Below are 20,168 nucleotides of genomic sequence, written 5' to 3'. Positions count from 1 at the left end.
GGTGTGAAGTGCTTAGGCTGGGGATAGCTGTTTCTTTGGTTACTTTCTTTGCAGCAGCAAAGAAAGTGACTGCCGCCCCGCACAGGGGCAGTGCCAATAGACCGACACGAATTCAGGATTCCACAAAAGCCCAACCCGAAGAAAACCCCATGAAAAAAACGATCGTAGTCTACAAAGCCTTACCAAGCGACATCGAAGCCTACCTTCGCAAAACCGCCGACGTGGTGAACGTCGATCCAAACGACCATGCTGCCTTCGTGGCAGCATTAAAAACCGCCGACGGAGCCATCGGCGCAAGCGTGAAAATCACCCCCGGCATGATCGAAGGCGCCACAAAGCTGAAAGCCTTATCGACCATCTCCGTAGGCTACGATCAATTCGACGTCGATGACCTCACGCGCCGCGGCATCGTGCTCACGCACACGCCCGACGTGCTAACCGAATCCACCGCCGACACCGTCTTCGCACTGATCCTGGCAAGCGCGCGCCGCGTTGTCGAACTCGCCGAATGGGTGAAGCAAGGCCACTGGAAATCGAGCATCGGCGAGGCGTGCTTCGGCGTCGACGTACAGGGCAAGACGCTCGGCATCGTCGGTCTCGGACGCATCGGCGGAGCGGTCGCGCGGCGCGCCGCGCTCGGCTTTCGCATGAACGTGCTCTACACGAACCGCAGCGCAAACGAGCAGGCGGAAAAAGAATTCGGCGCAAAGCGCGTCACGCTCGATGAACTGCTCGCGCAATCCGACTTCGTATGCCTGCAAGTGCCGCTCACGCAGCAAACACGCGGTCTAATCGGCGCAGACGAACTGAAGAAGATGAAGCCAAGCGCGATCCTGATCAACGCATCGCGCGGGCCGACCGTCGACGAAACCGCGCTCATCGAAGCGCTGAAGAACGGCACGATTCGCGGCGCGGGCCTCGACGTGTTCGAGCAGGAACCGCTGCCCGCCGATTCGCCGCTCATCGCGATGAAGAACGTCGTCGCGCTGCCGCATATCGGCTCGGCCACGCACGAAACGCGTCACGCGATGGCGCGCAATGCCGCCGAAAATCTCATCGGCGCACTCGACGGCACGCTCACGCAGAACATCGTCAATCGCGACGCGCTCGGGCGCTGAAAGCGCGGCGTCGGGCGGGCATGCGCTAACATGCGCGATGCGAGGAGAACGATAATGACGGCATCGCGCCCGGCTTCAAGGCGAAGCGCGTGCCCAAGACCACTATGTCCGACGATCCCACATTGACCAACCGCCCGGCCGCCTACGGCGCGCGTCGCGCGACGATCACCGATGTCGCCCGCGAGGCCGGCACCGGCAAAACCAGCATCTCGCGCTATCTGAACGGCGAGATGGGCGTGCTGTCGCCCGACTTGCGCGAGCGCATCGAAGCGGCCATCGCGAAGCTCGACTATCGGCCGAATCAGATGGCGCGCGGCCTGAAGCGCGGCCGCAATCGTCTGATCGGCATGCTGCTCGCCGACCTGACCAATCCGTATTCCGTCGAAGTGCTGCAAGGCGTCGAGGCCGCGTGTCACGCGCTCGGCTACATGCCGCTCATCTGTCACGCGGCCAACGAAATCGACATGGAGCGGCGCTATCTGCAACTGCTGACGACGTATCGCGTCGAAGGCGTGATCGTCAACGCGCTCGGCGTGAAGGAAGAACTGCTGCAAGGCTTCGCGCAAGGCGGCATTCCGGTGGTGCTCGTCGATCGTTCCGTCGATGGTTTCATCACCGATATGGTCGGGCTCGACAATCCCGCCGCCGTGCAGCTCGCCACGCGTCATCTCGTCGATGAAGGTTTCGACGAGCTGCTGTTCATCGTGCAGCCCGTCACGCACGTGAGCTCGCGGCGTCTGCGCGAAGCCGCGTTTCGCGAGACCGTTGCCGCGCTCGATGCAAGCGGCTCGACGCTCGTGATCGATCTCGCCGATGCATCGCCCGCACTCACGGAACTCGACACGCGCGTCGCGGCGGCGAAAGCGGCGGGCAGGCGCGTCGCGCTTTTCGCCGCGAACGGGCCGGTTGCGCTGCGCGTCGCGGTGCATCTGAAGGAGCGTCATGGCGCCGACTGGCAGGCAAGCGTCGCGCTGATGTCGATCGACGATTCCGAATGGGCGCAACTCGCGGGCATGACGACAGTGCGCCAGCCGACGTACGATATCGGCCGGCGTGCGGTCGAATTTCTCCACGAGCGGCTCGGCGGCGCCGCGATGCCCGCGCGCGAATGTCTGCTGCCGGGCGAACTCGTCGTGCGCGCATCGACGACACGGGAAACGCAACAGGTGCAACAAGCATCACAGGGAATCTGAATGGTCAGTGTTTCGACGTTGCTGAGCCTCGCGCTCGCGACGCTCATCATCGCGGCGATGCCCATCGTGTTGTACACGAAGCTGCGGCCGCGTTTCGGCATCGTGCCGCGCGAGGCGATTCTCGGCATCGCCGTGTTCGCGCTCTTCGCGATGGTCATCGAACGCGCGCTGCACGGCTTCATGCTGAGCAATCCGGTCACGTCGGCGTGGCTCGTGAATCCCGCGATATTCGTCATCTACGGGGCGATCGCGGCGGGTCTGTGCGAGGAAGTCGGACGCTTTCTCGCGATGAAATGGCTCATTTCGCGCGAGCCGGGCGCGCTCGATCGTCACGGGCCCGCGCTCGGCTACGGCATCGGGCACGGCGGGGCGGAAGCGTGGATCGTCGGCGTGCTCGTGCAGGTGCAATGGATCGTCTATGCGGTGCTTGCGAACCGGGGCACGCTCGACGCGCACTTCGAGAGCGCGCCGCTCGAAGCGCTCGCACGCATTCATCTGGTGCTGATGAGCCTGTCGCCGTTGTCGGCGGGCATCTTCATCGTCGAACGCGCAAGCGCCTTCGTGCTGCAACTCGGCTTTTCCGCGCTGATGTGGCAGATGCTGCGCGAGCGCTCGCGTCATGCGCTCGTGTTTCTCATCGTCGCGCATGCGCTCGTCGGCTTGCCTGCCGCGCTGTTTCAGGCGCGGCTCGTGCCGCTCATCGCCGCCGACGCCGTGTATCTCGTGCTCGGCGTGATCGTCGCGGTGGCGCTCGTGCGCTACTATCGGCGCGCTGCCGCCCGGATCGCCTGAGCGCGGCCGGGCGAGCGCTTCAATCGGATTTCGATATCGAATGGACGACTATCAATACGACTGTCCGAGCGCGGACATCGACATGCTCGCGCACGTGATCTGCGATCTCTTTCCCGAGCAGACGCAGTTCGCCGAACGTAAGGACGACGAGGGCCGGACCTCGCTCGTGATTCACTACGTGGCGATGCGTTTCGGGTCGAGCGCGCGGCGCATCACCATCGACGTGCGCTTCGATCCGGCCGCGCTCGCGCGTTATCGTGCGATGCCGCCGCGCATGCACGCGCGCAGTTATGCGGTGCTGCGCGCGTATGTGGAAGCGACGCTCGGATCGCTCGAAGAGATGTACGCGGACGGTCAGACCGTGCCGCGCGAAGTGGACATCGAGATGGGCGAGGACTTCGCTTAAGCGTCGCGATAGACCTTCGCGAAGCGCGCCGCCTTCACGACGCCATAGTCGCCCGGCGCGTATTGCATGACCCAGTCGCCGGCGTCGCCGGTGAGGATGTCGCCGGCCGTGGATCGTGCGATCGAGAAGGGCTCGTGCATCTCCTTCGCAAGCACGACGCTCGGATGGTTGCGATAAGTGCCCGACTCGCCATGCGCGATGCCGCCTTCGGGCACATACTTGGCATCGAAGCGCTCGCGCGACACGACCCAGCGTTCGCCGCTGCTGCCCGTGACGATCGCGTCGCCGCTCGCATAGCGGTTCGGGCCTTCGAGACTCATGAGTTCGCCCGATGCAGCGGCGAATTCGACGGCGACGGCTTCGTCTTTCACGACGCGGCGTGCGGCGGGATCGGTGGCGAGATCGAGTTTGGACAGATTGAGCATGATGCGATCCGGAGTGACGTTGGCGGAGCGGGATCGTAACGGCAATCGCGCCATTGTGCACCCGTCGCACGAAAAAAAGCCCGCATCGCGCGATGCGGGCTTTCCGGTTCGACGACCGTTCAGGGCTTCGTCGTCGATGCCGCGTCCGCACCCGCCGCATGCGGACGACGATGCGCGTGGGTGTGCTTCGCCTTGCCGTGTTCGTCGCGGAAGCTCGTATCGGCGAGCTTCTTCTGCTCGGGCGAAAGGCTCGCGTAAAGCGGCTCGAAAGCTTCGACGAGGCGCTTCGTGCCGTCCGCGTTCGCCTGGGTGATCTGCTCGTATTGCTTCATGTCGTCGAGCGCGGACATGGTGTCGCGCTGCGCGATGCGCTGACGATACAGATCGGCCATCGTGCGGCCGTTGTCGCGCATCACGTCGGCGAACTTCGACCACTGATCTTCCTGCTGCGGCGTGATCTTGAGGCTCGAATGCAGATCCGCGATACGCTCCTCGACGCGCGCCTCGCGCTTGCTGGCGGCCGGAGCGGATGCCGCGGTCTGCGCGGCGGGCGCCGACGCCGCGGCGGGCGCGGACGTCTGCGCGAAAACCGGGCTCAAAGCACAGAAAGCGGCCAATGCAACGAGTGTTCTTTTCATTCGGGTTACCTTCGATCGATATGGAGAGCGGCGTGCTTCGTAAGCTGCGCTGAAAGGCAGCGCGATGAGCACGCCATCGGCGGATATTAGTATCACGATTGCATGCGAATTCGCCTGCATTGCCACAACTGCTTACATTCGAAACGTCTCTGGAAAAAACGCAGTGGATACCTTGTTGAGCATGAGGGTCTTCGTCGCCATCGTCGAGGCGGGGAGCCTGAGCGCCGCGGCGGAGCGCTTTTCGATATCCGCGCCAATGGCCGGCAAGCATCTTCAGGCGCTGGAAGCGCGGCTCGATGCGCGGCTTCTCGTGCGCACGACGCGGCGTCAGAGCCTGACCGAAATCGGCCGCGAATACTACGAGCGCTGTCGTCGCATTCTGACGGAAGTCGATGCAGCCGATTCGCTCGCCGAGTCGATGAGCGCGACGCCGCGTGGCGTATTGCGCGTGACCGTGCCGCTCACCTACGGCGTGCAGTTCGTCACGCCCGCCGTGACCGAGTTTCTCGCGGCGTTCGCGCAGATCAGCGTCGAGCTCGATCTGACCAACCGCATGGTCGATATCGTGGAAGAGGGTTTCGACGCGGCCGTGCGCATCGGTACGCTCGCCGATTCCAGCTTCGTCGCGCGTCCGCTCAAGCCGTATGCGATGACCGTGTGCGCGTCGCCTGCCTATCTCGCACGCGCGGGCACGCCCGCGACGCCGGCTGATCTCGCGGGTCACGAGTGCCTGGGTTTCGTGCATCTGGGCCGCGAGGCGGGCTGGCGGCTCGAAGGCGAAGATGACGCCATGCACGCGCATCGCACGCAGTCCGCACGCTTTCGCGCGAACAACGGGCAAGCGCTCAGAAAGGCGGCGCTCGCGGGATTCGGTCTCGTGCTTCAGCCGCATGCGCTCGTCGAAGACGAGCTGAAAAGCGGCGCGCTCGTCGCCGTGCTGCAGGATTGCCTGCCGAAACCGTCTCCCGCGCATCTCGTCTATCCACGCGATACGCGCGCGACGCCCAAGCTCGCGAGCTTCGTCGATTTCATGGTGACGAAGCTCGGCGTGTGATCGCGTGACCGTGTGATCGCGCGATCGTGTGATACGGGATTCGTTTCACGACGTCTCGGCGATAATGCAAAACACAAAACGCCGAATGCCAGATGGCATTCGAAACGCATAACGCAAAACAAAAGATGCCAACGGAGACGCACACATGAGACCGCCGCGCCTCGACCAGCTCGACGACATCGATCGCAATCTCGTCGCGCTTTTGCAGATGAACGCGCGGGAGAGCGTCGCGAATCTGGCGCGGCAACTGGGCGTCGCGCGCACGACGGTCATCGCGCGCATTGCGCGGCTCGAAAAGAACGACGTGATCGCGGGCTACGGCGTGCGGCTCGGGCAGGACGTGCTCGATGCGAGCATTCAGGCGTATGTCGGCATCAAGCTCACGCCGAAGTACGGCCGCGATCTGCAGAAGCGCTTTGCGCGTATGCCGGAGATTCAGTTGCTCTGCGCGGTGAGCGGCGAATTCGATTACGTCGCATGGCTGCGCGCCGATTCGCCCGACAGGCTCAACGACCTGCTCGACGAGATCGGCGCGCTGGAAGGCGTCGAGCGGACCACGACCTCCATCATCCTCGCGCGGAAGATCGATCGTGTCGGCTGAGCTTTCGCTACATATCGCAGCGTTCGATCGTCGAAACGACGAAAAGCATCGTCGAAGCGCATCATTTTGCGTCTAGGATCAGTATTCGCGCGCTCCTAAACTGTGTGAAGAAGGGCATTGGATCGCCCGCCATCCGCACACATAAAGGAGATGAATATGAAAGTGGCCCTCGTCGGCGCCGGATTGATCGGACAAAGCATTGCCCATTTGCTGCGTGAAACGGGGGATTTCGACGTCGTCGCGTTCGATCGCGACGAGCACGCGCTCGCGCTTCTCGATGCGCAAGGCATCCCGACGCGCCGCGTCGATTCCGCCGACACGCCCGCGCTGCGCCAGGCATTGATCGGCTTCGATGCGCTCGTCAACGCGCTGCCGTATTACCTCGCGATCAATGTCGCGTCGGCGGCGAAAGCGGCAGGTGTGCATTATTTCGACCTGACCGAGGATGTGCGCGCCACCCACGCGATCCGCGCGATCGCCGACGATTCCGAACTCGCGTTCATGCCGCAATGCGGGCTCGCACCGGGATTCATCGGCATCGTCGCACACGATCTGGCGAAGCGTCTCGACGACGTGCGCGAGGTGAAGATGCGCGTCGGCGCGCTGCCCGAGTTTCCGACGAACGCGCTGAAGTACAACCTCACCTGGAGCATCGACGGCCTTATTAATGAATATTGCCAGCCCTGCGAGGCGATCCGCGAAGGTCGCACGCAATGGGTGCAGCCGCTCGAAGGCGTCGAACATTTTTCGCTCGATGGCATCGAGTACGAGGCATTCAATACGTCGGGCGGACTCGGCACGCTGTGCGAAACGCTCGCGGGCAAGGTGGAGTCGCTCGACTACAAGTCGGTGCGCTATCCGGGGCATCGCGACCTGATGAAATTCCTGCTCGACGATCTGCGCATGTCATCCGACCGCGACGGCCTCAAGACGATGTTGAAGCGCGCGGTGCCATCGACGGCGCAGGATGTCGTATTGATCTTCGTCACGGTGACGGGCATGCGTCGCGGACAACTCGTGCAGGACGTGTTCACGCGCAAGATCTTCGCGAAGGACGTGTGCGGCTTGCCGATGAGCGCGATCCAGATCACGACCGCCGGCGCGATCTGCGCGGAACTGGATCTCTTCCGCGAAGGCGTGCTGCCGCAAAGCGGCTTCGTGCGTCAGGAGCAGGTGCCGCTCGACGCGTTCCTCAACAACCGCTTCGGCAAGCTGTACGAAGGCGCGAACGCGGTGGTGACGGCGCGGCAACTGGCCGCTGCCTGAGCTTCGCTACGTTGCGATCAGGCGTGCGAGCAATGCGTCGCGCGCCTGATCGGACGGCGCGGTGTTGTCGAACATGACGAGCGTCTGCGCGAGCGCCGCGTTCGGCGCGAAGAGCCGCTGACGATATTCTTCCCAATGCGCGAGCTTGTACGCATCGTTCGGATCGCCTCGCGCGACGATGCGCTCGCGCGCCACGCGCTCATCCACATGCACCCAGACGACGCGAATGGCGACATCGTCATCGATGCCGAGCCATGCGCGATCGAAGAGGCGTGCGCTGCGCACCTCGCGCGTGAGCGGCGCAACGATCACGACACTCACGCCGAGCGCGAGATTTTCAGCGGCGGTATCGACGAGACAGCGATACTCGGGATCGCGAAAATGTTCGATGAAAAGCGGGCTGTCCCGATCGTGCGGATCGCCGGTCAGCGCACCGATCGCTGCCGCGCTGTAGGCGCCGTAGAGCGTGTCCTTGTCGAGCAGGCAGAAGGGCTCGCCGGTCGCCTGCATGAGCGGCGCGAAAAGCTGCCTGGCGAGCGTCGTCTTGCCGGTGCCGGCATGACCGCAGAAAAAAATCAGATACTTCACGCCTGATCGGTCCTCGACAGAAGTTGCGACGCTCATTCATCCGGTCGCGCGCGCTGATAACGGTTCATGAGCGGCGTGGCGGTGATGCCATGCACGATCACCGAAGCGACGATGGTCGCGATGACGAGCGGCACGAGCGGCGCGGCCACGTCACGCGGCGCATGCTCGAGTGAATAAAGCAAATAATAGAACGAGCCGACGCCGCGTATGCCGAACCAGCTCATGAGCCGCCGTTGCGCGCCTGTCGCATGCGAGCCGATCAGCGATGCCTCGACCGCCGCGGGCCGCAACACGAAGAATAGCGCGACGATGAGCGCAGCCGCTTTCCAGGTGAGCAGGTCGCGCCACATCGTCGCGAGCACGGCGCCGACCATCAGCATGACCGCCACTTCGGCGATGCGTTCCAGCTCGATCGTGAAGCCGTGCACGCGCTCGGCCATGAACGCGTGCGCGCGCGCCGGATCGGCGGCGGCGGCCCCGACATCCTCTGCGTCGATGTTGCCGACCGCCTGGCGCGCGGACTTGCCGCCGCTTTCTTTCTGCTCGACACGGCGCATCGAGAGGCCGGCCGCAAAGACCGCAAGAAACGCATAGGTATGCAGCAACTCGGCGACGCCATACGACAGCGCGATCAGCCCGAGCGCGTAGAAACCTTCCGGCCCGAGCGCTTCGCCGTGACGCGTGCGCAGATAGGCGACGAGCCGCACCGACAAGGCGCCGAGCAGCCAGCCGCTCACGAGCGCGCCCGCGATGCCCCACATCGCCTGCAACGCGAAGCTTCCGAGCGACGCCTGGTTCGGGGTCGCCTCGACATTGCACACCGCGATGCCGAGCAGCGCGAAGGGCAGTGCGATGCCGTCGTTGAGCCCGCCTTCGCCCGTCAGCGAAAAGCGCAGCAAGTCGATGTCGCCGGGTGCTTCCACCTGCACGTCGTGGGCGAGCACGGGGTCGGTCGGCGCGAGCATCGCGGCGAGCAGCAGCGCCGGTCCCCAGTTGAGCCCGAGCGCATATGCGGCAAAGAGCGTGAGGACGGCGACCGTGAGCACCATCGCGACGAAGCCGAGCCGGATCGGCAGAATCCAGAGGCGGTCGATGGGCGGCACGCGCAGCCGCAGGCCGATCGCGAACAGCGACACGAGCATCGCGACTTCGGTGATGCGCCTCAGAACGGTTGCATCGGCCGCGAGGTCGAGCGTCAGCAGATTGGCCACGCCGGGGCCCATCGCGAAACCGATCGCGAGATAGAACATCGCGGTGCTGATCGGCAGGCGCTTGAACGTCGAGCTGGCAAGGCCCATGAAAATGAGCACGCCGCCGACGACGAGAAACCAGATCGTCTCGATCATGAATGCCTTCGGACTTCGTGTGCTGATGGTTGAGCGGAGCGCGCGCCGTGACGCGCGTCACGTTCGTAACAGCGACAGCACGCGCCATGCCCGTTTGCGCGGGGCACGCCTTGGACAGCGTGTCTGACTGTTCATCGACTTGCGCGTAAGATGCATTTCGATGGCGGCATCGCGATTCGTCATCTGCTTCATTCGCACGGAGAACCCAGCATGGCACAGCATTTCGATGCAGTCGTCATCGGCACGGGGCAGGGCGGTTCCCCGCTTGCCGTGCGGCTCGCGCAAAGCGGCAAGCGCACGGCCGTGATCGAGCGGCATCTGTTCGGCGGCACTTGCGTGAATGTCGGCTGCACGCCGACCAAGACGTACGTCGCGAGCGCGCGCGCCGCGCATGTCGCGCGCACGGCGGCGCAGTATGGCGTGATGATCGGCGGTGATATCACCATCGACATGGCGCGCGTGAAGGCGCGCAAGGACGAGGTGATCGAAGGCTCGCGCACGGGCATCGAGAAGTGGCTGCGCGGGACGAAGAACGTCACGGTATTCAGGGGACATGCACGCTTCACGGCGCCGCATACGCTTTCCATCGAGGCGAGCGACGGCTCGACTCAGGACATCGACGCCGATCTCGTTTTCATCAACACGGGCACGCGCGCGGTGGTGCCGAAGGTCGATGGGCTCGAACGGGTGCCGTATCTGACCAATTCGACGATTCTCGAACTGACCGAAGTGCCCGAGCATCTCGTGATCGTCGGGGCGAGCTATATCGCGCTCGAATTCGGGCAGATGTTCCGGCGCTTCGGCAGCCGCGTGACCTTGCTCGTGCGCGGCGAGCGCATTCTGACGCGTGAAGATGAAGACGTTGCGCGCGCGATGCAGGACGTGCTCGTGCGCGAGGGTGTCGTGTTCCGGTTCGGGGCGCAGATCGGGCGCGTGGAGCCGTCGTCGGGTGGCATGCGCATCGTTTGCGGCGATGAAACCATCGACGCGTCGCATCTGCTCTTCGCGACGGGACGCACGCCGAACACCGACGATCTCGGTCTGGAACATGCGGGCATCGCGGTGAACAGGCACGGCATGATCGATGTGGACGGGCAGTTGCGCACGCAAGTGGAAGGCGTGTATGCGCTCGGCGATGTCAACGGGCGTGGTGCGTTCACGCATACGTCGTGGAACGACTACGAGATCATCGCTTCGAATCTCCTCGATGGGGAGTCGCGAAGCGTCGATACGCGCATCATGGCTTATGCGGTGTTCGTCGATCCGCCGTTCGCGCGAGTGGGGATGAGTGAGGAAGAGGTGCGCAAGGACGGCCGCGCGGCGCTGATTGCGACCATGCCGATGTCGCGGGTGGGACGCGCGAAAGAGCGCGGTGAAACCGATGGTTTCATGAAGGCGCTCGTCGATGCTAGGACGCAGAGGTTTTTAGGTGCGGCGATTTATGGCATCGAAGGGGATGAGGTTATTCATACGTTCATCGATATCATGAATGCGGATGCGCCGTTTATGACTTTGCAGCGGGCTATGCACATTCATCCGACGGTGAGTGAGTTGATTCCTACTTTGCTTGAGGGGTTGAGGCCGTTGGGGTGAGGTTTTTTTGCTTTCGCCGGATCCCGTTATCGTGTCGGTTTATTAGCACTGCCCCTGTGCGGGGCGGCAGTCACTTTCTTTGCTGCTGCAAAGAAAGTAACCAAAGAAAGCAGCTTCTCATCGCCCGCGGTCACACGCAGTTTGGCCATGTTTGCCAGCAGGAAGCGGCACTCGCCTAAGTGTCGCCCTCGAAGGACCAATCGGGCTTGGCTCGCGCACGGTCTGCCGCACCAAGTGTTTTAGCGCGCTGGTTCAGCACGAAAGAGCTTCGGCACAGCGCTACGCGCTGCCGTTGGGTCTGCGAGGGAAACCGAAGAGGGAGCGCGCGCACCCGATTGACCCGTCGGCCGCGAAGCGGGCTGGAGCCATTTTGTGCTGAACCAGTTTGGTGTGTGGTGCGATGTGACAGACCGTGCGCGAGCCAAGCCCGATTGGGCCTTCGAGGGCGACACTTAGGCGAGGGCCACGCGCGGCTGGCAAGCATGGCCAACGTGCGTGTGACCGCGGGCGGTGAGAAGCTGTTTCTTTGGTTACTTTCTTTGCAGCAGCAAAGAAAGTGACTGCCGCCCCGCACAGGGGCAGTGCTAATAGACCACCACGATGACGGGATCCGGCGAACGCGAAAAAAACAACCCCTAAACCGAAGGCTTAACCTCCCCCTCAACCACCCCATGCGCGGTCCGCGTCTCCGGCATCGCAAGCCAGACCATCAAAACCGCGAGCGCCCCCGCCCCGGCGAGTCCGAAGAAGCTCATCGCAGTACCAAAACGATCGGCGGCAAACCCGGCCGCAGCCGTCGAAAGCGTCGCCCCAACACCCGCCGCAAGTCCAAAAAACCCGATCGTCAGGTTGTAATGCCCGCGCCCGCCCGCGACATCCGCCGCGATGAGCGGCAGCATCACCCCGAACACCGCCGCGCTGATGCCATCGAGCATCTGAACCGGCACGAGCAGATACGGGCTGCTGACGCCCGCAAACAGAATCGCGCGCACCGGCAACGCGCAGAACCCGAGGATCAGCACCGGCCTGCGGCCCCACTTCTGCGCCTGTCGTCCGACCCACGGCGACAAAGCCGCGACGATGAACTGCGGCACGATGATGCACGCCGCAATCACGAGTTGAACGTTGTCGCCCATGTGCGCGGTCACTTCGCCGGCGGCGAGATTGAGCATCGCCGCGTTTGACAGATGAAACAGCACCACGCACGCCGCAAAAATCAAAAGCCGCCTGTCCTTCAGCAAATCGCGCAAGGATTCGCGCTCCTCGCCCTCGGGCGTGAGCTTGGGCTTGCCGGGCGGTGCGCGCGGCACGACGGGCGGCGCATCGTAGTGAATCATGCGCAGCGCAAAAATCGCCGGCACCGCGAGCGCAGCAGTCAGGAAAAACACCGAGCGCAGCGACAGATACTCGCCGAACGCGCCCATCAACGCAGCGGTAAGCGCGCTGCCGATCGACGCCCAGCGCGCATTGCGACCGAGCCGGTCACCGAGATCGGCGCGTGAGACGAGGGCGAGCGAGATCGCCGCCATCGCCGGGACGAGCATGCAGCTCGCGAAGCCGTGCAGCACTTCGGCGGCGAAGACGGGGACGAACGTCGGGCTCGCGGCGAGCAAGAGCGCGCTCACGATGATCGCGATGATCGCGGAAAGCGCGGCGAATTTCTTGTTGCGCATCGCATCGACGAGCGCGCCTGCCGGCAACTGGCTCGCCATCGCGCTGATCGTGCCGACGGAAAGCATCAGGCCGATCTCGCCCTGCGTCCACTTGTTGGCCGCGAGGTACGAAGCAATGAAAGGGCCGAAGCCGGTCTGCACGTTGGCGACGAAGAAGTTCAGCCAGTCGAGCGCGCGCAGACTGCGTGCAATTACCATGTTGTGAATCGGTTCTCGATCTCGTTATCCGTTATCTGGCCGGGCGCGCGCCCGATGCCTGTACCTGCGCCGATGCCGCGCCGGGTGTGCCCGTCGCCCCGGCCCCGGCCGCGCCCGACGAAGCCGGCGCCGACGCCGCGCTCGCCGCCGAAGCCGGCGCAGGCACGACGGGCGACACGATCTTGATCGGCTGCTCGGGCGAGTAGGTCGGCGCGGCCTTCAATTGCGCGTCGTTGAAATCCATCTGCAGTTGCCATTGCTTGTTGCGTGAGAGCACATGCAGGTCGCCCCAGTTGGCCGCGACATGCCGCTTGTCACCCGCGAGCGAGCTGGAAAGATCGAGCACGAGCGCCTGGGGCTGCGCCTGAGCATCGACGAGCACGTCCACCACGCGTCCGATGCGCGAGCCGTTCTTCTGCGCCACCGTCGAATCGACGAGCTGCATGAAATTCGCCGGCGCCTCCGCGACGGGTTGCGGCTTCGGCACCGGATCGGCCGGTTTGCCCTTCGCGGGCGGCGGGGGCGGCACGAAGGTGATCGGCGCAGTCTTCGAATTCGGCGTGAAGCGGAAGGCCGTCCACGGAAAATTGACCTTGCGGTCGCCGACACCCAGGAAGCCCGCGAGATTCACCATCATGAGCTTCGGCTTCGCAGATCCGTCGATATACATGTCCACCGCACGGCCGACGACCTTGCCGTCCGGACGCTGCACCTCGGCATCGAGCAGGCCGTGCAACTGATCGTGCTGCATGATGCGCGTCGAGATGATCTGCGGCGGAGGCGGCGGCTCGGGCGGTTCCGGCGGCGGCGCCACGGCCGGTTCCGGCGGTTTCGGCTTCACGACGCGGCGCTTCGGCTTCGGCGCGGGCGCGGGCTTCACTGAGGACGCCGGTTCCGGCGCCTGCACGGCGGGCAAGGGCTCTTCGGGCTCGCCGGAGCCGGCTTCATCGGGCGCCGGAATATACGAGTGCTCGACGATCGGCGCGGGCACCTGCTTGGGCATCAGCCCGCATGCGGAGAGCGCGAGCGCGGCGGCGATCGAAATGCTCGCGGTGAGACGCAGCGCGCGCAACGTGCGCGCAATCGCGACGATGAACGCAGCCACGCGCAGCATCGAAGCTGCGGCTGCATTGAAGGCGCTGTCCACCCGACGCGCTCGCGCAGGCGCGTGAAGGTCGATCGGCGACGCATCACCCCGATGCGGGATACCGCCTGTCATCGCAAAAGCTCCATGGTTCCGGGTCACCTGCTTGTCTGGTTCGTTGTTGGATCGGTGGTTGTCAGGTCGATTCGACGTGCGCGAGGCGTCGTTCGTTCAGCGGACTGAATTCTGCATGCAAGGAACATTGTGCCGGTTGAATGCCCTCACGCTTCAGGCGGCCGCGTCCGCTCATCCGATGATCTTTCAAGTCGTGCCGCCGTATCGGGCGCGCCCATCTTCTCGGCGGCGTCCCGCGCACAGAAGCCACCCGCGTCACGCGCATCCGGATCGGCGCCGCGCGCGATCAGCAAGTCGACGATCTCGACGCGGTTGAACATCGCCGCGATCATCAACGCGGTGCGTCCATCGGGCGATGCGCCTTCGACATCCGCGCCGTGTTCGAGCAGTGTTTCGATCACGTCCGTGAAGCCCTTGAACGCGGCGCCCGCGATCGGCGTCTGGCCATTATCGTTGCGCAGGTTCGCGTCGGCCCCGTGCTCGAGCAGCACCCGCACCGCGTTCGCGTGGCCATGGTAGCTCGCGAGCATCACGAGGCTGTCGCCCTTGTCGTTGCTCAGATTCGGCGGCAAGCCCTTGTTCAGGAGCGCATCGAGCATCGTCGCATCGCCACGGCGGGCGACATCGAACACTTCGCTCGCGAACGCGATCATGTCGTCGTCGGGGCCGTCGTTCGATTGCTTTGCCGCGTTCCGGTTCTGATCGTGCTGCATGATTCACTCCATTTCGATCGCGCCGCGTGCGCGGGCCTGAATTTGTCGGGATGCATTTCGGCGCGCATGTCGGGTCGCGCTTGAATATTGCATGCGCATCGAATGCATTCAATTTGGCATTCGGCATGCAATACGTATTCATGCAAAATGCGAGAGCGGACGCGGGATCAACCGGGAGCATACACAGGTTTGCTTGCGATCCGCGCTTTTCCGCGGGGCGAGTCAGCAGGAATCGCGCCATGGCAGTGATGTTTCCTGCGGGCAGAGCGTGCTGCTTGACGCTTCTTCGCACGTCCCGTTAGGCTCGATGCGACTTCACTTTACGCGCACGCATGTGCCAACGAATATGAATCAGGCACCACCCGGGTCCGACGACACCGCACATTCGGACAACGCCGTGCGCCGCCGCGCGCCCGCCGCCGAGCGCAATCGCGATGCGATTCTATCGGTCCTCGCGCGCGTGCTGCCGCGCAGCGGCGTCGTGCTGGAAATCGCGAGCGGCACGGGACAGCACGCCGTGCATTGCGCGGCTGCGCTGCCGGATATCGTCTGGCAGCCGAGCGATCCCGATGCGGATGCGCGCGATTCCATCGCCGCCTGGCGCGCGCACGCAGGACTCGCGAACCTGAACGCACCGCTCGCACTGGACGTGCTGAACGACGACTGGGGCATCGGACATGTGGCGGCCATCGTGTGCATCAACATGATCCACATCGCGCCGTGGGAGGCCGCCGAGTCGCTTTTTCGCGGCGCGGGCGCGCGCCTCGCTGCGGGAGGCGTGCTGTATCTGTACGGGCCGTATCGGCGCAACGGCGCGCATACCGCGCCGAGCAACGAGGCCTTCGATCAGCAATTGCGCGCGCGCGATCCGCGCTGGGGCGTGCGCGACATGGAAGCGGTCGCGGCGCTGGGAGAGAAGGCCGGCTTGACGCTCGTGGAGACGGTCGCGATGCCGGCCAATAACTTCAGCGTGGTGTTCGAAAAGTAGGCGTAAAGCGGTCCGCCTTCACGGCGCGTTCACGCTTCGCCCGGACGCGCCACGAACACACCGCGCCAGGGCACGGTCGCCATCAGCGATGCCGCGACGATCATCCCGCCGCCGATCCAGCCCGCCATCGACACATGCTCGCCGAGCCATGCGCTTGCGAAGAGCGCGCCGAATGCGGGCTCGCTGCCCATCAAGAGGGACACGCGCGTCGGACTGCTACGCCCGATCGCGTAGTTTTGCGCGAAGAATGCAAAGAGCGTGCATGCGAACACGAGATACAGCACCGAGCCCCAGAACATGCCGTGACCGGCGAGCGCGGGCAAGGGCTGCCATTGCGACGGCGCGAACATCAGGGCGATCGCCGCGCTTCCCGACGCGACGACGCCCGCCTGCACCGCCGTCACAGTGAGCGCGGGCAGGGGCGCCGCGCGCATCACGCGCTTGGTCACGCAGACCGACAGCGCGCGCAGCACGGCGGCCACGAGGATGAGGCCATCGCCGAAATTGAAGTCGAAGGACAATGTGCCATCGCCCGCGAGCAGCCACGCGCCCGCGAACGACACGCCGACCGCGAGCCACTCCGCCGCGCCGGGACGCCGCCTGAGCATCGCCCATTCGACGAGCGGCGTCAGCACGACGCACAAGCTGATGAGAAACGCGGCATTCGCGGCGCGCGTATGCAAAACACCAAATGTTTCGGCGAGAAAGATCGAGAGCAGCAGCAGGCCGAGAACGAGCACGCCACGCAACGTCGCCGCGCTCGCGTGCCGCAGATGACGCAGGTTCACCGCAAGCAGGCAGAACGTGATGCCGAAGCGCAATGCGAGCAGCGCGAGCACCGGGGAGAACGCGAGCGCGGTTTTGACGATGCCGTAACTGCTGCCCCACACCATCGCGACGACGAAGAGCAGCAGATCGGAAAGGGGAAGCAGGCGTCGGGCGGACGATTCGATGGTCATGCGGCGTCTCCGTCAGGAATAGCCGTCATTGTCGAATGATGCGAGCGAAGCGATAATCCGGTTCTGGCGCACAGCTTTATGATCGCGAACGCACAAATGAATCCAGCCGATCTCTTCGACCTCATGCCCGATATGGCCGTATTCGCGCGCGTCGTCGATGCGGGCAATTTTTCGGTCGCGGCGCGGCAATTGGGCAGCACGCCATCGACAGTCAGCCGCCAGATCAAGCGTCTCGAAGAGGCGCTCGCCACACGTCTCCTCGAACGTTCGACCCGCAAGATTCGCGTGACCGAATCCGGGTATCAGGTGTATCGCCATTGCCGCGACATGGCGGCGGCCGCATCGGGCGCGGTCGATGCGGCGGGGCAATCGTCGGGCAAGCCGCAGGGGCGCGTCGTGTTGTCAGCGCCGACAGCGTATGCAAAATCCGTAATTCATCCGCTCGTGCCGGCATTTCTCGCGGCATATCCGGACGTCGATCTGCAACTCGTCTTCACCGATCACGACATCGATCCGCTCGACAGCGAGGTCGATCTCGTCATCCGCGCGACGAATCATCCCCCGCAAGGACTCGCCGCGCGGCCGCTCGGGCGCGTGCGCTGGCTGTTGTGCGCAGCGGCGGAGTATCTGCGGGAACGCGGCGTGCCGCTGCATCCGCGCGAGCTGGCGCATCACGATTGCATCCATCTCGGCGAAACCGCCGACGACAATCGCTGGCGCTTCACCCGAAGCGGCGAAACGGTGACCGTCGCGGTGCGCGGGCGCTATATCGCCAATCATGCGGGCGCGCGGCTGGAAGCGGCCGAAGGCGGGCTCGGCATCGCGACGCTGCCGGAATTCGCCGCCCGCGATGCGCTCGCGTCGGGCAGCGTGGAGGCCCTGCTCGCGGATTGGGAATTGCAGGCGCGCGCCTATCAGGGTCCGGTGTGGCTGCTTTATCCGCCCAATCGCTTCCTGCCGCCGAAGGTGCGCGCGCTCATCGATCATCTGCACGCGCATCTCGGGCAGGCGACGTGACGTGCGCGCGTGGGCATCGCCCGGCTATTCGGCACGCGCCGAAATGATCGTCGCCGTGTAGACTGCGAATGGTCGTTCATTGCGTCGCATGTGGATGCGGCGCTCAATCCGATCTCCTTTCAACGGAGGCGTCGTACATGCACGCAGCGTTACCGCAGGGCGAGCAGGAAGCCGGTTCCGTCGATACCCCGACGAGGCCGCCGCGCGATCTGCGCCGCGTCGACATTCATCCCGATCATTGGTATCCGCTCGCATGGTCGCGCGAGGTGAAGGCCGGCCATACGCTCGCCGTGCGCTTCGCCGGCGATCCGATCGTGCTCGTGCGCACCGCGTCGGGCAAGGTGTTCGCGCTCGAAGACCGCTGTGCGCATCGGCAAGTGCCGTTGTCCGCGGGCGTCGTCGATGGCGAATCCATTCGCTGCTGCTATCACGGCTGGACTTACGACTGCACCGGCCGCTGCACCGATATTCCCTATCTCGGCCGCGAGCGCCTGCCCAACGGCGTGCGCGGATATCCGTGCCGCGAAGCGGGCGGACTCGTCTTCGTATTCACCGGCGACCCGGCGCGCGCCGAAGCCGCGAAGTTTCCCGAGCTCGGCTCCGCCTCCGATCGCGCCTACAAGACGCGCCGCTTCGGCCGCGAGGTGAAGTGCCACTATTCCTTCATGCACGAAAACCTGATGGACATGAACCATCAGTTCCTGCATCGGCGACAGATGGGCAGCATGCGCGCGCGTTCGCTCGGCAGACGGCGCGGCGACGACTGGGTCGAAGTCGACTACATCTTCGCGCGCGAGGCGGGCAAGCAGCCCATCGGCGAGGCGCTCGTTTTCGGGGAAAAGCGCAACGCGAAGCCCGACGATAGCGATAAGGACGTGATGACGATCCGCACCGACTATCCGTACCAGACGCTCAAGATCCGCACGAAGGACGACACCATGGTGATGGATCTGTGGATCGCCTATGTGCCGCTCGACGCCGAGCAGCGCACGAACCGCACGTTTGGTCTCTTGTCGATCCGCCGCCCGAAGATTCCCGGCCTGCTCGATGCCGCCTGGCCGCTGCTCGTGTGGTTTACCGAGCGCATCTTCAAGGAGGATCGATGGATCGTCGAGCGCGAGCAGGAGGCGCATGACCGGCAGGGCGCGGACCACAATCACGAGGTGTTTCCGGTGATCATCGAACTGCGCGCGCTTCTGACGGAGTGCGGCGTGCCGCACGGCGCGGGCAGAAGCACGGGCGACGCGCGCCGCGTGCACTTCATCCAGCCGATCCAGGAATAGCCCGTTTCCCGAGATGTGCGGCGTTGCGCCGATTGCACGCTGCCCGCGGTGGCGCTATACAGAAGACAGAGACCACACACGGAGGACCATCATCATGAATAGCGACCCGACCAAGCCGCGCGATGACGACGCATCGGGTATCGGAGACGCGCATCCCGAAGTCGAGCATTTCGATGCGGCCATATCGCACGTCGACGAATCCTACGCCGCGGGCAAGATGGCGGCCGGCGCGGCGAAGGGGATTCTGTACAGCATCATCGAGACGCTCGGCACGCTCGTCGGCGATCCGGACCTGCCGTCGCACGCGCGCTCGGGCTATGAAGGGTTGCTCGAAACGGCGCGCGAACTGCGCTCGAAGATCGAGCACTGACCGTTCGATCGGGCGGACCAAGCTTGCACCACGTTCGTCCGATGTTCATTTTCGCGTCGGGGCATCGTCGGGTAGCTTTCAAAATATTTGCGATGCGCCGGTGCTTCTCGTCGCCTGAATAACGCGCGTACGCGGGTCAGCGGTTCTCGGCCCTCTGTTTCGGCCTTCCTTTCTTCCCACTTCAAACGGCACAACCGGCCTCTTGAGATGCAGCAAGCGCGCGAGCCTTGCGCACCGAGCCGCGCGTCGCTTTATCACGAACGGACGATCCTTTTTAACCGTCCGGCACGTCATCGAACGGTCGCATCGGAGCCGTCGACACGCCACGTTTCTGTCAGTCTGTTGTCAGTTTCGTGCCCGGTTGCCCAATATCTGCAAGCCAGAAAATACTGGTTAACCAGACAGTGAAAAAAAACGACACCAACGCGCGACTTTCTTTCCCATTCGGTCTGTAAGCCATACACTTGCCAGCGATAAAAGTTACGAGTTGAAACATAACGAAGTCGCCAACGCGGCACCGGTTCCAGAACTCGCACGCAAGTCATTGCCCACCGCTTGAGGAGAAAAAATGAAGGGTTTCACGTTGACCAAGGCCGCAGTCGTCGCAGCCACGGCGTTTGCAGCCGCCGCGCCGGCATTCGCGCAAAGCAGCGTCACGCTGTACGGTATCGTCGACGATTCGATCGTCTACCAAAGCAGCCAGACGAACCTGAACAGGTCGACCCCGG

At 64.2% G+C, this 20,168-nt stretch carries 20 protein-coding genes and 1 pseudogene; 13 read left to right on the top strand and 8 right to left on the bottom strand.

What is annotated here, in order from left to right; all coding sequences use genetic code 11:
• Nucleotides 1-149: 149 nt before the first annotated feature.
• The 4 genes from QCE73_RS07480 (at nt 150) to QCE73_RS07465 (ending at nt 3,509) form a co-directional block, all read left to right on the top strand.
• A complete protein-coding gene (locus tag QCE73_RS07480; RefSeq protein ID WP_309880479.1) occupies nt 150-1,118 on the top strand; it encodes a D-glycerate dehydrogenase in 969 nt (322 codons plus the stop codon).
• Nucleotides 1,119-1,222: 104 nt separating this feature from the next.
• Nucleotides 1,223-2,311 (top strand): LacI family DNA-binding transcriptional regulator, encoded by a 1,089-nt coding sequence (locus QCE73_RS07475; protein WP_187605054.1) that lies wholly within the window; start codon nt 1,223-1,225, stop codon nt 2,309-2,311.
• Nucleotides 2,312-3,103: a YhfC family intramembrane metalloprotease gene (locus QCE73_RS07470; protein ID WP_309880477.1), complete on the top strand. Its 792-nt coding sequence runs from the start codon at nt 2,312-2,314 to the stop codon at nt 3,101-3,103. It abuts the gene before it with no gap.
• A 40-nt stretch (nt 3,104-3,143) separates the two neighbouring features.
• Nucleotides 3,144-3,509, top strand: a complete 366-nt coding sequence (locus QCE73_RS07465) for a DUF3022 domain-containing protein (RefSeq protein ID WP_035507842.1) — start codon at nt 3,144-3,146, stop codon at nt 3,507-3,509.
• Here QCE73_RS07465 and QCE73_RS07460 read toward each other — a convergent pair.
• Nucleotides 3,506-3,934, bottom strand: coding sequence for a PGDYG domain-containing protein (locus QCE73_RS07460; RefSeq protein WP_309880476.1), 429 nt, complete (start codon nt 3,932-3,934; stop codon nt 3,506-3,508). The two genes, QCE73_RS07465 and QCE73_RS07460, sit on opposite strands and share 4 nt — an antisense overlap.
• A 119-nt stretch (nt 3,935-4,053) precedes the next feature.
• On the bottom strand, nt 4,054-4,572 hold the full coding sequence (locus QCE73_RS07455) for a Spy/CpxP family protein refolding chaperone (protein WP_035507844.1): 519 nt from the start codon (nt 4,570-4,572) through the stop codon (nt 4,054-4,056).
• Nucleotides 4,573-4,735: 163 nt separating this feature from the next.
• On the opposite strand from QCE73_RS07455, the gene QCE73_RS07450 reads away from it, so the two are divergent.
• The 3 genes from QCE73_RS07450 to QCE73_RS07440 all read left to right on the top strand — a co-directional run bounded on the left by QCE73_RS07450 (nt 4,736) and on the right by QCE73_RS07440 (nt 7,493).
• On the top strand, nt 4,736-5,626 hold the full coding sequence (locus QCE73_RS07450) for a LysR family transcriptional regulator (RefSeq protein WP_309880473.1): 891 nt from the start codon (nt 4,736-4,738) through the stop codon (nt 5,624-5,626).
• A 145-nt stretch (nt 5,627-5,771) separates the two neighbouring features.
• The gene (locus tag QCE73_RS07445; RefSeq protein WP_035507846.1) at nt 5,772-6,227 is read left to right on the top strand and encodes an Lrp/AsnC family transcriptional regulator; all 456 of its coding nucleotides are present in this window, start codon (nt 5,772-5,774) and stop codon (nt 6,225-6,227) included.
• Nucleotides 6,228-6,383: 156 nt separating this feature from the next.
• The gene (locus QCE73_RS07440) at nt 6,384-7,493 is read left to right on the top strand and encodes a saccharopine dehydrogenase family protein (protein ID WP_035507875.1); all 1,110 of its coding nucleotides are present in this window, start codon (nt 6,384-6,386) and stop codon (nt 7,491-7,493) included.
• Nucleotides 7,494-7,499: 6 nt separating this feature from the next.
• On the opposite strand, the gene QCE73_RS07435 is transcribed toward QCE73_RS07440, so the two are convergent.
• Together QCE73_RS07435 and QCE73_RS07430 are read right to left on the bottom strand one after the other, a co-directional pair.
• Nucleotides 7,500-8,117, bottom strand: coding sequence for an AAA family ATPase (locus QCE73_RS07435; RefSeq protein ID WP_404989736.1), 618 nt, complete (start codon nt 8,115-8,117; stop codon nt 7,500-7,502).
• Nucleotides 8,114-9,427 (bottom strand): cation:proton antiporter, encoded by a 1,314-nt coding sequence (locus QCE73_RS07430; protein ID WP_309880470.1) that lies wholly within the window; start codon nt 9,425-9,427, stop codon nt 8,114-8,116. Before QCE73_RS07430 ends, QCE73_RS07435 begins: the two co-directional genes overlap by 4 nt.
• Before the next feature lie 210 nt (nt 9,428-9,637).
• Here QCE73_RS07430 and QCE73_RS07425 point away from each other — a divergent pair, with 210 nt between their 5' ends.
• The gene (locus QCE73_RS07425) at nt 9,638-11,020 is read left to right on the top strand and encodes an FAD-containing oxidoreductase (RefSeq protein ID WP_309880469.1); all 1,383 of its coding nucleotides are present in this window, start codon (nt 9,638-9,640) and stop codon (nt 11,018-11,020) included.
• A gap of 635 nt (nt 11,021-11,655) precedes the next feature.
• Here the strand turns inward: QCE73_RS07425 and QCE73_RS07420 are convergent.
• The 3 genes from QCE73_RS07420 to QCE73_RS07410 form a co-directional block, all read right to left on the bottom strand.
• Nucleotides 11,656-12,891 (bottom strand): MFS transporter, encoded by a 1,236-nt coding sequence (locus QCE73_RS07420; protein ID WP_187604676.1) that lies wholly within the window; start codon nt 12,889-12,891, stop codon nt 11,656-11,658.
• Nucleotides 12,892-12,922: 31 nt separating this feature from the next.
• Nucleotides 12,923-14,110, bottom strand: coding sequence for a hypothetical protein (locus QCE73_RS07415; RefSeq protein WP_309880468.1), 1,188 nt, complete (start codon nt 14,108-14,110; stop codon nt 12,923-12,925).
• Nucleotides 14,111-14,256: 146 nt separating this feature from the next.
• Nucleotides 14,257-14,823 (bottom strand): ankyrin repeat domain-containing protein, encoded by a 567-nt coding sequence (locus tag QCE73_RS07410; protein WP_309880467.1) that lies wholly within the window; start codon nt 14,821-14,823, stop codon nt 14,257-14,259.
• Nucleotides 14,824-15,169: 346 nt separating this feature from the next.
• Between QCE73_RS07410 and QCE73_RS07405 the strand changes: the two genes are divergently transcribed.
• Nucleotides 15,170-15,811 carry a DUF938 domain-containing protein gene (locus tag QCE73_RS07405; RefSeq protein ID WP_309880466.1) on the top strand — a complete coding sequence of 214 codons (642 nt, stop codon included), beginning with the start codon at nt 15,170-15,172 and terminating at the stop codon, nt 15,809-15,811.
• Between the two features lie 29 nt (nt 15,812-15,840).
• Here QCE73_RS07405 and QCE73_RS07400 read toward each other — a convergent pair whose 3' ends face one another.
• Entirely contained in the window at nt 15,841-16,770 is a 930-nt protein-coding gene (locus tag QCE73_RS07400) for an EamA family transporter (RefSeq protein ID WP_309880465.1), read from the bottom strand.
• Between the two features lie 96 nt (nt 16,771-16,866).
• Here QCE73_RS07400 and QCE73_RS07395 point away from each other — a divergent pair, with 96 nt between their 5' ends.
• From QCE73_RS07395 to QCE73_RS07380, 4 genes and pseudogenes are all read left to right on the top strand, one after another.
• Nucleotides 16,867-17,787 (top strand): LysR family transcriptional regulator, encoded by a 921-nt coding sequence (locus QCE73_RS07395; RefSeq protein ID WP_035507882.1) that lies wholly within the window; start codon nt 16,867-16,869, stop codon nt 17,785-17,787.
• A 137-nt stretch (nt 17,788-17,924) separates the two neighbouring features.
• Complete coding sequence (locus QCE73_RS07390) at nt 17,925-19,070, top strand: aromatic ring-hydroxylating dioxygenase subunit alpha (RefSeq protein WP_309880464.1); 1,146 nt, start codon at nt 17,925-17,927, stop codon at nt 19,068-19,070.
• Between the two features lie 94 nt (nt 19,071-19,164).
• Nucleotides 19,165-19,440, top strand: coding sequence for a hypothetical protein (locus tag QCE73_RS07385; RefSeq protein ID WP_035507855.1), 276 nt, complete (start codon nt 19,165-19,167; stop codon nt 19,438-19,440).
• A 568-nt stretch (nt 19,441-20,008) separates the two neighbouring features.
• Nucleotides 20,009-20,168: pseudogene (locus QCE73_RS07380) on the top strand (porin); the annotation flags it as partial.

The sequence above is a fragment of the Caballeronia sp. LZ029 genome, from assembly GCF_031451275.1.
Classification (GTDB): Bacteria; Pseudomonadota; Gammaproteobacteria; order Burkholderiales; family Burkholderiaceae; genus Caballeronia; species Caballeronia jiangsuensis.
This window is presented reverse-complemented; position numbering and strand designations above follow the sequence as displayed.